This window comes from Luteimonas sp. 22616 (assembly GCF_052044325.1).
Lineage (GTDB): Bacteria > Pseudomonadota > Gammaproteobacteria > Xanthomonadales > Xanthomonadaceae > Luteimonas.
Window position 1 is genome coordinate 253,734 of sequence record NZ_JBQEMW010000002.1, and the last position, 14,856, is coordinate 268,589.

A 14,856-nucleotide genomic window follows, 5' to 3' on the forward strand; every position below is an offset into this window, starting at 1 on the left:
GCAAAAGCATCGCGGCTTCCGCCGCTCCTACAGGCAAGCATGAACGATCAGCGGGCTGCAACGCCCAGCTGGTCAAGCAGGAACGCGTACATCTCCGACAGTTCGCGGTACTTGCGGAAGCGCCCGGACTTGCCGCCGTGGCCGGCATCCATGTTGGTGCGCAGCAGCACCGGCAGCGCGCCGGTGTCGACATCGCGCAGCCTGGCCACGTACTTCACCGGTTCCCAGTACTGCACCTGCGAATCCCAAAGCCCGGTGCCGACGAACATCGCCGGGTAGGCATGCGACTCGAGGTTGTCGTAGGGCGAGTACGACAGCATGTAGTCGTAGTAGGCCTTCTGCTCCGGGTTGCCCCATTCGTCGTACTCGACCGTGGTCAGCGGAATGCTCGGGTCGAGCATCGTGGTGACCACGTCCACGAACGGCACCTGCGACAGGATCACGCGGTACTTTTCGGGCGCCATGTTGGTGATCGCGCCCATCAGCAGGCCGCCGGCGCTTCCGCCATACGCGGCGACGCGGTCGGGCGCGGCATAGCCCGCCTTCACCAGGAAATCGGTCACGTCGATGAAGTCGGTGAAGGTGTTCTTCTTGTGCAGCAGCTTGCCGTCGTCGTACCACTTGCGGCCCATCTCCTGGCCGCCGCGGATGTGGGCGATGGCGTAGACCATGCCGCGGTCGAGCAGGCTCACCGTGGTCGCGCTGAAGGTCGGGTCGATCGAGTGGCCGTAGCTGCCGTAGGCGTACTGCAGCAGCGCGCCCTTGCCGTCCTTCTCGAAGCCCTTCCTGTAGACCACCGACACCGGCACCCTGGTGCCGTCGCGCGCGGTCGCCCACAGGCGCTCGGTGGCGTACTTCGTCGGGTCGTAGCCGAGCACGGGCTGCTGCTTGAGCTGGCGACGCTCGCCGGTCTCGACGTTGAGCTCGTAGGTCGTTTCCGGCGTGGTCATCGAGGTGTAGCCGTAGCGCAGCCACGGCGTGTCGTGCTCGGAGTTGATGTCCAGGCCCATCGAATACGCCGGCTCGTCGGCCTTGACGTACTCCTCGCTGCCATCGGCCTTCAACAAGCGGATGCGCTCCAGCCCGCCGGAGCGCTCGGCGATCGCGGTGAAGCCGTCGAACAGGTCGAAGTCCTCGATGAACACGTCGTCGCGATGCGGCACCAGGTCCTGCCAGTCCTTGCGCGAGGTGCTGCCGTCCGGCGCGGTGACCAGCTTGAAGTTGGTGGCGGGCGAGCCGTCGGCAGCCGGGGCGTTGGTGCGGATCACCCAGCGGTCGCCGAGGTGGTCGGCGTCGTACTCGACGTCCTGCTCGCGCGGCGCCAGCACGGTGAACGCGGCAGGATCGGCGGCCGGCGCGCAGCGCAATTCGCTGGACACCGTGCTGCCCAGGTCGATGCAGATGTACTTGTCGTCGCGGCTGCGGCTGATGCCCATGTAGAAGCTGTCGTCGGCTTCCTCGTAGACCAGCGCGTCCTCGCTGGCCGGCGTGCCGAGCACGTGCTTCTTCGTGCGCACGGTGAGCAGTGTCTCCGGGTCGTTCTCGACGTAGAACAGGGTCTTGTTGTCGTCGGCCCAGGCGGTGTAATAGGCCACGCCGGTGATGACGTCGGGATAGACCTCGCCGGTGTCCAGGTTCTTGAAGTGGATGCTGTATTGGCGGCGGCCGACGTCGTCCTGGGTCCAGGCGACGATGCGGTTGTCCTGCGACACCTCGTAGTCGGCGAGGCTGAAGTAGTCCTTGCCCGCGGCCATCGCGTTGACGTCGAACAGGATCTCCTCCGGCCCTTCCATCGTGCCCTTGCGGCGCGCGTGGATCGGATAGTCCTTGCCGGTCTCGAAACGGGTGTAGTACCAGTAGCCACGCTCGCGGTACGGCACCGAGCTGTCGTCCTGCTTGATGCGGCCGACGATTTCCTCGTACAGCGTGTCCTGCAGCGGCTTGAGCGGCGCCATGACGGCATCGGCGTAGGCGTTCTCGGCGCCGAGGTACGCCAGCATGTCCTTGTCCTTGCGGCTGTCGTCGCGCAGCCAGTAGTAGTCGTCGTCGCGGGTGGCGCCGAATGGCGTTTCGACGACGTGCGGCCTGCGGGCGACATCGGGTGGCGTGGGGACTTGCGCGGCAACAGGCGTATTGGTCATCAGGAGGACGGGCAGCAGGAGGATGAGTCTGATCATGGATGGGGCCCCGAAGGAGGGTTCACAACGGCAGGCGTTGCGCGGACGGGAGTCGACCCGTCCGCGGCCATTGTAGGAGCGGCGGAGGCCGCGAGCCTTTGCCCCCTCCCCTGCGAAGGCAGGGGAGGGTTGGGGAGGGGTGTCTTCAGCAGCAATGCGAACCATGGCCACCCCTCCCAGCCTCTCTGCCCTTCGCAGGGGAAGGGCAAGAGTGAAATGCTTCGCGGCTGCCGCCGCTCCTGCAAGAGCAGGGCGTGGATGGCGCGGTGCTCAGAACCGCAGGTGCTTCACCGACTTGCCGTGCCTGCGGATCAGCCGCAGCGCCTCGATGCCGACCTGGATGTGGCGCTCGACGTACTCGGCGCTGACCTTCGCGTCCGACGCCTCGGTCTTGACGCCTTCCGGGATCATCGGCTGGTCCGAGACCAGCAGCAGCGCGCCGCAGGGAATCCGGTTGGCGAACCCGGCGGCGAAGATGGTGGCGGTTTCCATGTCGACCGCCATGCAGCGCATCACCCGCAGGCGCTCCTTGAACGCCTCGTCGTGCTCCCAGACGCGGCGGTTGGTGGTGAACACGGTGCCGGTCCAGTAGTCCATGCCCATGTCGCGGATCATGGTCGAGACCGCGCGCTGCAGCGCGAAAGCCGGCAGCGCCGGCACCTGCGGCGGCAAGTAGTCGTCGCTGGTGCCCTCGCCGCGGATCGCGGCGATCGGCAGGATCAGGTCGCCGAGCTGGTTCTTCCTCTTCAACCCGCCGCACTTGCCGAGGAACAGCACCGCCTTGGGAGCGATCGCCGACAGCAGGTCCATCATCGTCGCGGCGTTCGGACTGCCCATGCCGAAGTTGATCATGGTGATGCCGTCGGCGGTGGCGCTGGGCATGGGCCGGTCGGTGCCGACGATCGGCGCCCCGGCCAGGCGGCTGAAATGGCCGAGGTAGCCGCCGAAATTGGTCAGCAGGATGTGTTCGCCGAAGTCCTCCAGCGGCACGCCGGTGTAGCGCGGCAGCCAGTTTTCGACGATCTGTTCTTTTTCCTTCATGGCGCGTCTCCTGTTCGCGCCATTTTGTCACGCCGCCGGCGCGGCCTCCACGCGGTTGCGCCCCGCGTGCTTGGCCGCGTACATCGCCTGGTCGCTGCGCGCGACCAGGGTGGCGACGCTGTCGCCCATCCGGTAGGCCGCCACCCCGATGCTGACGGTCAACCCGACCGGGATGCCGTCGACCTGCGCGCACTGGGCCTCGACGCTGCGCCGGATGCGCTCGCCGGTGCGTCGCGCCTGGGGCAGGTCGGCGCCGGGCAGCGCCAGCAGGAACTCCTCGCCGCCCAGGCGGCCGATGTGGTCACCGTAGGCGAGCTGGCCGCCGACCACGCGCACCAGTTCGCGCATGCAGGCGTCGCCGACCGCGTGGCCGTGGCTGTCGTTGATCTCCTTGAAGTGGTCGAGGTCGAGGAAGATCGCCGACAGCGCGCCGCCGTGTTCGCGCGCGCGCGCGATTGCCCAGTCCAGGCGCTGCTCGATGCCGCTGCGGTTGAACACGCCGGTCAGCGCATCGCGCTCGGCGTGCAGCTGGGCATGGTCGCGCTCGCGGCGCATGGTCAGCATGCGGTCGGCCAGCACCAACACCAGGACGATGGACGTGAACGCCAGCATCAGCGGCAGGCCGTACTCGACGCCCGGCGTCAGCGGAGCACCCATGCCCAGCTGCACGGCGCGCGCGGTCGACAGCGCCACCAGCGGCACCCAGGCCAGCAGCGCGTAGGCGGCCCGGCGGTGCCGGCGCCACGAGGCCACTCCCAGTGCGAGCAGGGCCAGCACGTTGGCCACCAGCAAGGTGGCATTGCCCGCCGGCGGGAACCAGCCCTTGTCCGCCGGCCAGGGCAGCCACAGCAACACCACCAGCGCCAGTGAAGCGTAGCCGCCGACCCAGCGCAGCAACCGGCTCGGCAGCGCTGCGTGCTGTTCGAGGTCGGTCAACCGGATCAGGAAGAACGAGGACGCCGCCGTCGCCAGCGTGGCGATGGTCCAGATGCCTTCCACCCCGAACCGGGCCAGCACGCGCAGCCCCGGCAGCGCATACGCCTCGCCATAGGCGCACAGCAGGTACATCAGCTGCAGCACCATCGTCGCCGCATACAGCAGGTAGACGCGCTCGCGCAGCAGCAGCCAGAACAGCAGCACCACCAGCGAGATGCCGATCAGCACGCCGATGACGATCGAGATCAGGCGCACGTGCACCACGTCCTCGGCCAGCTGCGCATCGACATCGCGCACCGCGACCTGCAGCGGGTAACGCGCGCCCTCGACCCCGATGTAGACCGGGCCGGCGGCCGGCAGCGGGAACACCAGCGCGCGGCGCGAGAACCGCGGGTCGAGGCTGCGGTCGAACAGGCTCTGCGTCACCGGCCGGTAGTCCGGCGGCGCCATCACCGTGACCCGCGCGCTGTAGGGGTGGTAGACGAGCAGCAGCGGCTCGTTGCCCGCCATCGGCCCGGGCTGCAGCCGCCACCAGCCGCGGCCACCGGCGTCGCCGGCGAGGCGGTGGACGTCGTCGACGGCTTCGAAGGCATCCGCGGGCAACGCCCTGACCGTCGCGGGCGCGGGCATCGTCGCGGCCGGCAGGTCCGGCAGGTCCGGCAGGCGTTGCAGGCGCTCGATCTCGGCCGCGCCGGCTGGTGCCGGCACGACCAGCAGGCACAGCACGATGGCTGTTGCGATACGCCGCATCGACATCCCCCGCTGCGCGTCCTGCCTCTGGCGAGTGTCCGCCGTGCATCCCGGCTCCGCAAGCGCAATCGCGCCCGGCGCCGGCGTATGCTGCCGCCCGGGCATGGGAGACGACGATGGACCACATCAACTGGCTGGCCGTGCTGGCCGCGGCGGTTTCGGCATTCCTCCTGGGCGGCATCTGGTACGGGCCGCTGTTCAAGCGCGCCTGGTGCCGGGAAGCCGGGATCGATCCCGAGGCCAGGCCGAAGCACCCGGCGCGGGTATTCGGCACCGCGTTCGCCTGCAGCCTGCTGGCGGCCTTCGCGTTCGCCGCTTTCTTCGGCCCGGCGCCCGATGCGCTGCACGCGGCCCACAACGGGCTGCTGGTGGGCGCGGCCTGGATCGCGACGAGCTTCGGCATCAACTACGCCTTCGCCGGCCGCAGCCTGAAGCTGTGGCTGATCGACGGCGGTTACCACGTGCTGCAGTTCGTCCTGTACGGGCTGGTCATCGGCCTGTGGCACTGAGCGCGCCATGAGCACGCCGCCGCTGCGCTGGTACTTCGACTTCATCTCGCCATTCGCCTTCCTGCAGTGGCCGAAGGTGCGCGCGCTGATGGAAACCGATCCGGTGGTGCCGGTGCCGATCGTGTTCGGCGCGGTGCTCGATGCGATCGGGCAGAAGGGGCCCGCGGAAATCCCGGGCAAACGCGTGTTCACCTACCGGCACGCACTGTGGCGGGCGCGGCAGCGGGGCATCGAACTGCGCTTCCCGCCGGCGCATCCGTTCAATCCGCTGGCCGCGCTGCGCCTGTGCATCGCCGCCGGCGGCACGCCCGCGGCGATCGACGCGATCTTCGACTGGATCTGGGTCAGCGGCGAAGCCGGCGACAACGCCGAATCGCTGGCGCCGGTGGCGGCGCGACTGGGCGTGCCGACGTCCGCGCTCGCCGACGATGCGGTCAAGGCCGCCTTGCGCGAAAACACCGCCACCGCCGTGGCGGCGGGGGTCTTCGGCGTGCCGACGCTGGCGATCGGCGACGCGCTGTTCTGGGGCGACGATGCGCACGACTTCGCGCTCGCCGTGCTGCGCGATCCTGCGCTGCTCGAGGACGCCGGAATGCACCGCGTGGCGACCCTGCCCGAAGGCGTGCGGCGCCGCTGACCGGGACCGCGCCGCGGCTGTTGTATCGTGGCGGCCAATCCCATGGCACAGGACCCGGACCATGCGCATCGGACTCGTCGTCGACTCGGCCTGCGACCTGCCGAAGGACTTCATCGAACGCCACAACATCGAGATCCTGCCGATCACCGTGCGGATCGGCGACGCCGTGCAGGTCGACTACCGCGACCAGGCCGCCACCCTCGCCTACCTCAACGCGCACATCGCCGAGCGCGGCGCCAACGCCGAGACCATTCCGTTCACCGTCGAGCAGATCCGCGACCTGTTCCTGCAGAAGCTGGTGATCGACTACGACTACGTGCTGTGCATGACCATCACCCGCACGCGCAGCCCGATCTTCGACAACGCCCAGCAGGCCAGTTTCGCGATCCTCAACGGGTACCGCGGGATCCGCTCCGCGGCCGGCAACAACACCCCGTTCGCACTGCGCGTGATCGATTCCCAGAACCTGTTCAGCGCGCAGGCGATCCTGCCCGTCGAAGCCGCACGCCTGCGCGCGGCCGGCGAGGAGCCGGGACGGATACGCAGCCGGCTCGAGGAGCTGGCATCGAACACCTACGGCTACCTGGTCCCGCGCGACCTGTACTACATCCGCAGCCGCGCACGCACCAAGGGCGACCGCAGCGTCAGCCTGCTCAGCGCCGCGCTCGGCACCGCGCTGGACATCAAGCCGGTGCTGCGCGCCTATCGCGGCGATACCGGACCGGTGGCCAAGATCAAGGGCTTCGAGGCCGCGGCGCAGCAGACATTCGAATTCGCCGCGCGCCGCGTCGCCGCCGGCCTGCTGACCCCGACCGTGGCGCTGTGCTACGGCGGCGAACTCGACGAGATGCGCGCACTGCCCGGCTACGCCGCGCTGCGCGACGCCTGCGCCACGCACAACATCGAAGTGTTCGAGAGCGTGATGAGCCTGACCGGCATGGTCAACGTCGGCAAGGGCGCGATGGTGGTCGGCTTCGCGGCCGAGCCGCACGAGTTCGGGAAATCGTGACTGGCGAATTCGACAAGGCGTCACCGAGACACCGAGACACTGCAGGAGCGGCTTCAGCCGCGAGCTTGCGTCGCCATGGCGGCCGGCCATCTGGTTCGCGTACGCGCTGACGACCACATCCGGCTCACGGACGCCTGCTAGCCTGCGCCCACACCACAGGCGACGGAGACACCATGGCCACGCGTTACTACATCGCAATCCCGGATCCCGACAAGGCCCGCGCCGCGGGCGAGTTCGCATTCCGCTCGCAGGGCGCCGACGGCATGGCGCAGGAACTGCAGGACGCACTGCGCGGCAGCGCGCTGTTCGAACGCTGGCGCGCGGTGCAGGACGACCCGGACGCGGTCGATCCCGCGCTTGGCGTTACCGATCCCGCGGCAACGGTCGAAGGCCGGCAGGATGACCTGCACATCGACCTGGTCGTGGTCACGTCGATCGCCGGTGCGGTGTTCAAGCAGCGCCTGCGGTTGCTGGCCGGCAGCGCCTGGGAACTGCGCGATGTGTCGGCCGCCTGACGGGCGTCGCCGCGCGCGGCCGCACGTTCCGCTTCGATGCCGGGTACCCGCCCGGCGATGACCACCGACGCGCCTCGCAGGCAGGTGCTGCTGGCGTGGAGCGGCGGCAAGGATGCCGCATGGGCGCTGCACGCGCTGCGCCAGCGCGACGACGTGGACGTGGTGGCGCTGCTGTCGAGCGTGACCGTCGAGCATGCGCGTTCGTCGATGCAGGGCGTGCGCCGCGAGGTGCTGCAGGCGCAGGCGGCCGCGTGCGGGCTGCCGCTGCTCGAAGCCGCGATTCCCGCCAGTTGCGACAACGCCACCTATGAAGCGGCCATGGCGCGGGCACTGGCCGAGGCGAATGCGCGCTGGCCGGCGCTGCGCACCGCCGCCTTCGGCGACCTGTTGCTGGAAGACATCCGCGCCTGGCGCCAGGCGCAGTGCGCGCGCGTCGGCTGGGAGGTGATGACACCGCTGTTCGGCAGCGACACCGCACGGCTCGCGCGCGACATGATCAACGGCGGCCTGCGCGCAACGCTGTGCTGCGTGGACACGCAGCAGCTGGACGCATCGTTTGCCGGTCGCGACTTCGACGCGGCCCTGCTCGACGCGCTGCCGCCGGGCGTGGACCCCTGCGGCGAGAACGGCGAGTTCCACACCTGCGTCGCGGCCGGGCCGATGTTCGCGGCGCCGCTGGCGCTCGAACGCGGCGACACCGTACTGCGCGACGGACGCTTCGCCTATACCGATTTCCGGCTCGACGACGCCCCTGCCCTGTAGGAGCGGCTTCAGCCGCGAGCTTTTCCTGCCAGTCCCGCCAACCTGGAAAGCTCGCGGCTGAAGCCGCTCCTACAAAAAGCAGTTCTTACCGCCGCTCGCGCGCCCAGCTGCGCAGCGGGACGAGGACTTGGGGCTCGCGTGGCCCCCGCAGCAGGTCGGGCAGCTTCGCCTCGTAATCGCGCCGGTAGGGTTTGTCCTGGCGGGCGAGGAAGGTTTCCACGTCCGGTTCGGCCCAGCGCTCGTAAAGCGTGAACGTGGCGGGATCGTTCGCATCGCGGTGCAGGTCGCAGGAGATAAACGTGTCCTCCTTCGACATCGCATCCGCGATCGCCGCGACCTCCCGCAGCCAGTCGTCGACGCGTTCCGGCTTCACCCGCAGGACGACGTGGAATACCAGCGGCGCGACCGGCGCGATCATGTCCGCAGCGCCTTGGCGTGATGGGCGATGTGCTCGCCGATGAAGCTGGCGATGAAGTAGTAGCTGTGGTCGTAGCCGGGCTGCAGGCGCAGGGTCAGTGGATGCCCGGCCGCGGCGCAGGCGGCTTGCAGCAGTTCGGGTTTCAGCTGGTCGGCCAGGAATTCGTCGGCGTCGCCCTGGTCGACCAGCAGCGGCAGTCGTTCCGTCGCGCCGGCCACCAGTTCGGTCGCATCCCACTGCTTCCACGCGTCGCGGTCGTCGCCCAGGTACGCGCTGAACGCCTTCTCGCCCCACGGCACCTGCATCGGCGCCACGATCGGCGAGAACGCCGACACGCTGCGGTAGCGCGCCGGGTTGCGCAGCGCGATCACCAGCGCGCCGTGGCCACCCATCGAGTGGCCGCTGATCGCACGCGCACCGGTGGCCGGGAAGTTCGCTTCGACCAGCGCCGGTAGTTCCCCGGCGATGTAGTCGTGCATGCGGTAATGCTTCGCCCACGGCTGCTGCGTGGCGTTGACGTAGAAGCCGGCGCCTTGTCCGAGGTCGTAGGCGTCATCGTTGGCCACGCCGTCGCCGCGCGGGCTCGTGTCCGGCGCGACCAGGATGATCCCGTGCTCGGCGGCGTAACGCTGCGCGCCGGCCTTGGTGATGAAGTTCTGTTCGTTGCAGGTCAGCCCCGACAGCCAGTACAGCACCGGGCAGGGCCCGTGCGCGGCCTGCGGCGGCAGGTACACGCCCACGGTCATGTCGCAGCCCAGTACTTCGGAGCGATGCCGGTAGACGTCCTGCGAGCCGCCGAAGCAGGCGCGGTGTTCGATACGTTCCATTTCGATTCCTCCCAGTGATATCCAGTGCAAGAGAGCGCCGCTGGGCGAAGGGCCCGGATCTGCCTCGGGCCGCAGCCGCGCCCGGCCATCGCGCCAGCGCGATGGCGTTCATCAGGACGCGAACCAGCGGCTCGCAGTCGTGCTTCTTCGCCCGCAAGCGGGAGAAGCGATGCGTCAGTAGTGGATCACCGCGCGGATCGACTTGCCTTCATGCATCAGGTCGAAGGCCTCGTTGATGCGCGCCAGCGGCAGGGTATGGGTGACGAAGGGCGCAAGCTGGATGTCGCCGCGCATCGCGTCCTCGACCATGCCCGGCAGCTGGCTGCGGCCCTTCACGCCGCCGAAGGCGGTGCCGAGCCACTTGCGGCCGGTGACCAGCTGGAACGGCCGCGTGCTGATCTCCTGGCCCGCGCCGGCCACGCCGATGATCACCGATTGGCCCCAGCCGCGGTGCGCGCATTCGAGCGCGGCGCGCATCACGTTGACGTTGCCGATGCACTCGAACGAGTGGTCCACGCCCCAGCCGGTCATCTCCACGATCACCTGCTGGATCGGTTGGTCATGGTCCTTCGGGCTCACGCAGTCGGTGGCGCCCATCTGCCTGGCCAACGTGAACTTGTCCGGGTTGGTGTCGATCGCGATGATGCGGCCGGCCTTGGCCTGCCTTGCGCCCTGGATCACCGCCAGGCCGATCGCGCCGAGGCCGAACACCGCCACGCTGTCGCCCTCGGCCACCTTCGCGGTGTTGTGCACGGCCCCGATGCCAGTGGTGACGCCGCAGCCGAGCAGGCAGACATGCTCCGGGTTGGCATCCGGATTGACCTTGGCCAGCGAGACTTCGGCGACCACGGTGTATTCGCTGAAGGTCGAGCAGCCCATGTAGTGATGGATCGGCTTGCCTTCATACGAGAAGCGGGTGCTGCCGTCGGGCATCACGCCCTTGCCCTGGGTCGCGCGCACGGCCACGCACAGGTTGGTCTTGCCGGATTTGCAGAACAGGCACTCGCCGCACTCGGCGGTGTACAGCGGGATCACGTGGTCGCCGGGCTTGACGCTGGTGACGCCCTCGCCGACCTCGACCACCACGCCCGCGCCCTCGTGCCCGAGCACGGCCGGGAACACGCCTTCGGGATCGTCGCCGGACAGCGTGAACGCGTCGGTGTGGCACAGCGCGGTGTGGGTGATCTTCACCAGCACTTCGCCCTTGCGCGGCGGTTCGACGTCGATCTCGACGATCTGCAGCGGCTTTCCGGCCTCGAAGGCGACGGCGGCGCGTGATTTCATGGCATGTCTCCGGTGTGTGCGGGTTATCTGAGGTACGAGCGGACCAGCGCGACGGCGTCGTCGATGCCGGCCTGGCGTTGTTCGGGGGTGGCCGCGGCCTGCACGAGCTCTTCGCGCAGGTGGCTTTCCAGCACGCCGGCCATCAGCCCGTTGACCGCGCCGCGGATGGCCGCGATCTGCTGCAGCACGGGCGCGCAGTCGGCGCCGGCTTCGAGCGCGCGTTCGAGCGCGTCGAGCTGGCCGCGCACGCGGCGCACCCGGGCCAGGACGCGCTTTTTTTCCTCGGGACTGTGGGGCATGGGTCGGCACCACTGGATACTGGGCCCCAGTATAAGGCAACGCCTTGAGCAGAGCATCATTCCTGTCGAAGCGCCCAGGGGCGCGATGGCATTGCGGTGAAGCCTCATCGCGCCCATGGCGCTCTGCACGCAGCGACGGCGATGCATGCCCGTCGAGGACGGCGCCCACCCGACCGGGCGTTTGCGCGTCGCCCCGATCTACGCGAGCAGCGCGTCGTCCAGCGCCACGGCGCGCAGCGCGGCTTCGCGGGCGCGCAGGCGCGTGGCGTACTCGACGAATGCCGGACGCTCGGGCAGGGTCTTGAACATCAGCCCCCACGACACCTGGCTGCCGACGTACACGTCGGCCGCGGTGAACTGCTCGCCCAGCAGCCACGGCGACGCCGACTTCGCGGCGAGTTCCAGCGTGTCGACGGTCTGTTCGAAGCTGCCGTAGCCGACCATGCCTGCGCGTTCGGCCGGCGCCAGCAAACCCAGCGCCTTGGCCGACACCGCGGCCTCGACCGGGCCTGCGGCGAAGAACATCCAGCGGTAGTAGATGCCGCGCAGCGGATCGCCGTGCGCCGGCGCCAGCCCCGTTTCGGGGAACGCATCGGCGAGGTAGGCGCAGATTGCGGCGCCCTCGGTGACCACCATCCCGCGATGCACGATCGCAGGCACCTTGCCCATCGGGTTGATCGCAAGATACTCCGGCGATTTCTGCGCGCCGTCGAAGGCGAGCACCTGGGTCCGGTACGGCTGGCCAACCTCCTCCAGCATCCAGCGCACGATGCGTCCGCGCGATTGGGGGTTGGTGTAGAAGACGAGTTCGTCGCGGTCCTGTCCCATGGGAGGCTCCGGTGGAAGGGGCTCCGAGTCTAGATCCACCCCGATTACTTCGCAGGAGCGGCTTCAGCCGCGCCTGCGAATGCCCGGCTCAGCCGGTGTTCTGGATCCCCGCCGCGATCCCGTTCACCGTCGCCAGCAGCGCGCGCAGGGTGTCGTCTTCCTGGCGACCGCCGGCGCGCCAGCGGCGCAGCAGTTCCACCTGCAGCAGGCTGATCGGGTCGACGTAGGGATTGCGCAGGCGGATCGACAGCCGCAGGCGCGGGTCGCGGGTGAGCAGCGCGTCCTCGTCGCGGATCGCCAGCAGCGTGTCGCGGGTGCGCGCGAACTCGTCGGCGATCCCGGGAAACAGCGCCGCGTGCCCGTCGGCCAGGCGCGAGTAGCGCTCGAAGATCGCCAGGTCCGACTTGGCCAGCGTCATCTCCAGGTCGTCGAGCAGGGTGCCGAAGAACGGCCAGTCGCGCGCCATCTCCGCCATTGCGTCGCGGCCGTGCGTTTCCACGCCGTGGCGCAAGGCGTGGCCGACCCCGTACCAGGCAGTGAGCCCGGACCGGTTCTGCGCCCAGGCGAACACCCACGGGATCGCCCGCAGCCCGCGGATCCCGGCGTTGCGCCGCCGCGACGGACGCGAGCCGATGTGCAGGCGCTCGATCACGTCGATCGGGGTGGCGGCACGGAAATAGTCGTCGAAGCGCGGCTCGTCGTAGACCAGCGCGCGGTAATGCGCACGCGCGACCCCGGCCAGCTCGGCGGTGATCTCGCGCCAGCGCGCCTCGCGCGGATCCGCCGGGCGCGGGCGCAGGCTGGCCTGCATCACCGCCGCGGTGGCCTGTTCCAGGTTGCGCAGCGCCAGCGCGCGGATGCCGTACTTGCGGTGGATCACCTCGCCCTGTTCGGTCATGCGCAGGCTGCCGTCGACCGAACCGCGCGGCGCGGCCATCACCGCGCGGCTGGTCTTGCCGCCACCGCGGCTGACCGAGCCTCCGCGGCCATGGAAGAACACGATGCGCACGCCCGATGCCTGCGCCAGCGCTGCCAGCTCCACCTGGGTGCGCTGCAGCGCCCAGCGCGACGCCAGCAGGCCGCCGTCCTTGGCGCTGTCGGAGTAGCCCAGCATCACCGTCTGCCGGTCGCCGCGCGCGCGCAGGTGGCTGCGATAGACGGGGTCGTCGAACAGTGCGCGCATTACCGCCGGCGCGGCCTCGAGGTCGGCGACGGTCTCGAACAGCGGCGCGACATCGAGCGGCACCCCGCCCTCTTCCACACAACCGGCGATCCGCGCCAGCGCCAGTACCGCCAGCGCGTCGGCGGCGCTGCGGGCCATGCTGATGATGTACAGCCCGATCGCGTCGTTGCCGTGCGTGCGGCGCAATTCGCGCGCTTCGCGGAACACGGCCAGGGTCGAGGCGGCAACACTACCCGCCTGCGCATCCGCCGCAGCGGGCGCCGTGCCGTCGATCACGCCATGCAGGCGCTCGACCTGCGCCGTGGCCGACATCGATGTCCAGCCAGGATCGGCGAGCAGCGTCGCCAACGCCTCGTCGTGCACCGCGGAGTCCTGACGCAGGTCGAGCGCAGCGAGGTGGAAACCGAAACCGCGCGCGCGCCGCAGCACGCGCTGCAGGGCGAAGCGGCCAGCATGCTTGCCGCGGTGGTGCACCAGGCTTGCGTCGATCAGTTCCAGGTCGGCGATGAAACCGTCGATCCCTTCGTAACCGTGCGCCTGCGGCTTGCCGGTGGCCGCGAGCTTGGCATCCATCAGCCCGAGCAGCACGCGATACGGCATGTCGGCGCGACGCGGTGCGATCGCGGCGACTACCTCGGGCCACTGCGCGGCATACGCATCGATGCGCGCGACCAGCGCGTCGTCGACCCCGATCCTGCCGAGCGACTGCGTCAGCACGCCGCCGAGCGCGCGCAGGTCGGCGCGGTACTGGGCCAGCGCCAGCGCGCGCTGCGCATCGAGCGCGGCGCGCATGGTCTCGGCGTTGACGTTCGGGTTGCCGTCCATGTCGCCGCCGACCCAGGTGCCGAAGCGCAACACCTTCGGCACCGCCAGGCGCTGCCCGTAGACCGCCTCGATCGCGTCGGCGAACGCCTCGTAGAACACCGGCAGCGTGCGGTACAGCACGTGGGCGAGATAGAAGCCCACGTGCTCCACTTCGTCCTGCACGGTCGGCTTCTGCGACGGCGCCTCGGCGGTCTGCCAGGTCGAGGTCAGCGCCAGCCGGATGCGTGCTTCGTCGGAACGGCGCTCGGGCGGCGTGCGCTCGCGGTCGATGTCGGCGACCAGGCGCTCGACGATGGTGCGCTCCTTGTCCAGCAGCGCGCGGCGCACGATTTCGGTCGGGTGCGCGGTGAACACCGGCTCGACCGACAGCCGCGGCAGGAAGGCGGCAAGCTCGTCGAACGACACCCCGGCGTCGCGCAGTTCGCGCAGCACCGCCTCCAGCCCGCCGGGCTGCGGCGCATCGCCACCGCGCTGGTGGTCGCGGCGGCGACGGATGCGGTGCACGCGCTCGGCGAGGTTGGTGGCGCCGAAGTAGGCGGCGAATGCGCGCACCAGCGCGTCCGCATCCTCGAGCGGGACGTCGGCCAGGCGCGCGGCCAGCGCATCGACCGGCTCGCCGTCCTCGCGCCGCGCGATGGCCATGCGCCGCACCGATTCGACCTGCTCGAGGAAGGCCGGCGACTGCTGCTCGGCCAGCATCTGCCCGACCATCGCACCCAGGCGGCGCACGTCGTCGCGCAGCAGCGCGTCGGTTTCGACGAATTCGATTTCGCGCAGGGGTGCGTGGGGGTCGGGGCTGTCGGTGGCAGTTCGGGAGTCGGGTGAAGTCATGCATGAAGCCTACACGGCGCGGGGG

General features: G+C 69.7%; 14 protein-coding genes. 5 read left to right on the forward strand and 9 right to left on the reverse strand.

Annotation, left to right across the window (positions count from 1 at the left end; genetic code table 11):
• Positions 1-47: 47 nt before the first annotated feature.
• From ACTJIL_RS13540 to ACTJIL_RS13550, 3 genes are all read right to left on the reverse strand, one after another.
• Positions 48-2,177, reverse strand: coding sequence for a S9 family peptidase (locus tag ACTJIL_RS13540; protein ID WP_440756142.1), 2,130 nt, complete (start codon positions 2,175-2,177; stop codon positions 48-50).
• Between the two features lie 270 nt (positions 2,178-2,447).
• Positions 2,448-3,218: an AMP nucleosidase gene (locus ACTJIL_RS13545; RefSeq protein ID WP_440756143.1), complete on the reverse strand. Its 771-nt coding sequence runs from the start codon at positions 3,216-3,218 to the stop codon at positions 2,448-2,450.
• A 27-nt stretch (positions 3,219-3,245) separates the two neighbouring features.
• Positions 3,246-4,904 carry a GGDEF domain-containing protein gene (locus ACTJIL_RS13550; protein ID WP_440756144.1) on the reverse strand — a complete coding sequence of 553 codons (1,659 nt, stop codon included), beginning with the start codon at positions 4,902-4,904 and terminating at the stop codon, positions 3,246-3,248.
• A 116-nt stretch (positions 4,905-5,020) separates the two neighbouring features.
• Between ACTJIL_RS13550 and ACTJIL_RS13555 the strand changes: the two genes are divergently transcribed.
• The 5 genes from ACTJIL_RS13555 to ACTJIL_RS13575 all read left to right on the forward strand — a co-directional run bounded on the left by ACTJIL_RS13555 (position 5,021) and on the right by ACTJIL_RS13575 (position 8,336).
• Positions 5,021-5,413: a DUF1761 domain-containing protein gene (locus ACTJIL_RS13555; RefSeq protein WP_440756145.1), complete on the forward strand. Its 393-nt coding sequence runs from the start codon at positions 5,021-5,023 to the stop codon at positions 5,411-5,413.
• Between the two features lie 7 nt (positions 5,414-5,420).
• Complete coding sequence (locus tag ACTJIL_RS13560; protein WP_440756146.1) at positions 5,421-6,050, forward strand: 2-hydroxychromene-2-carboxylate isomerase; 630 nt, start codon at positions 5,421-5,423, stop codon at positions 6,048-6,050.
• A gap of 61 nt (positions 6,051-6,111) precedes the next feature.
• Positions 6,112-7,059 (forward strand): DegV family protein, encoded by a 948-nt coding sequence (locus ACTJIL_RS13565; protein WP_440756147.1) that lies wholly within the window; start codon positions 6,112-6,114, stop codon positions 7,057-7,059.
• 173 nt (positions 7,060-7,232) lie between these two features.
• Positions 7,233-7,574, forward strand: coding sequence for a hypothetical protein (locus ACTJIL_RS13570; RefSeq protein WP_440756148.1), 342 nt, complete (start codon positions 7,233-7,235; stop codon positions 7,572-7,574).
• Positions 7,575-7,610: 36 nt separating this feature from the next.
• Positions 7,611-8,336, forward strand: a complete 726-nt coding sequence (locus tag ACTJIL_RS13575) for an ATP-binding protein (RefSeq protein WP_440756149.1) — start codon at positions 7,611-7,613, stop codon at positions 8,334-8,336.
• An 85-nt stretch (positions 8,337-8,421) separates the two neighbouring features.
• Here the strand turns inward: ACTJIL_RS13575 and ACTJIL_RS13580 are convergent, their stop codons facing one another.
• The 6 genes from ACTJIL_RS13580 to ppc form a co-directional block, all read right to left on the reverse strand.
• Positions 8,422-8,754 (reverse strand): putative quinol monooxygenase, encoded by a 333-nt coding sequence (locus tag ACTJIL_RS13580; RefSeq protein WP_440756150.1) that lies wholly within the window; start codon positions 8,752-8,754, stop codon positions 8,422-8,424.
• A complete protein-coding gene (gene fghA / locus ACTJIL_RS13585) occupies positions 8,751-9,581 on the reverse strand; it encodes an S-formylglutathione hydrolase (RefSeq protein ID WP_440756151.1) in 831 nt (276 codons plus the stop codon). Before fghA ends, ACTJIL_RS13580 begins: the two co-directional genes overlap by 4 nt.
• A 174-nt stretch (positions 9,582-9,755) precedes the next feature.
• Entirely contained in the window at positions 9,756-10,865 is a 1,110-nt protein-coding gene (locus ACTJIL_RS13590; RefSeq protein ID WP_440756152.1) for an S-(hydroxymethyl)glutathione dehydrogenase/class III alcohol dehydrogenase, read from the reverse strand.
• Between the two features lie 23 nt (positions 10,866-10,888).
• Entirely contained in the window at positions 10,889-11,164 is a 276-nt protein-coding gene (frmR, locus tag ACTJIL_RS13595; protein WP_440756153.1) for a formaldehyde-responsive transcriptional repressor FrmR, read from the reverse strand.
• A 198-nt stretch (positions 11,165-11,362) separates the two neighbouring features.
• Complete coding sequence (locus tag ACTJIL_RS13600; protein ID WP_440756154.1) at positions 11,363-11,992, reverse strand: glutathione S-transferase family protein; 630 nt, start codon at positions 11,990-11,992, stop codon at positions 11,363-11,365.
• Between the two features lie 88 nt (positions 11,993-12,080).
• Positions 12,081-14,831 (reverse strand): phosphoenolpyruvate carboxylase, encoded by a 2,751-nt coding sequence (ppc, locus tag ACTJIL_RS13605; RefSeq protein ID WP_440756155.1) that lies wholly within the window; start codon positions 14,829-14,831, stop codon positions 12,081-12,083.
• Between the last annotated feature and the right edge of the window lie 25 nt (positions 14,832-14,856).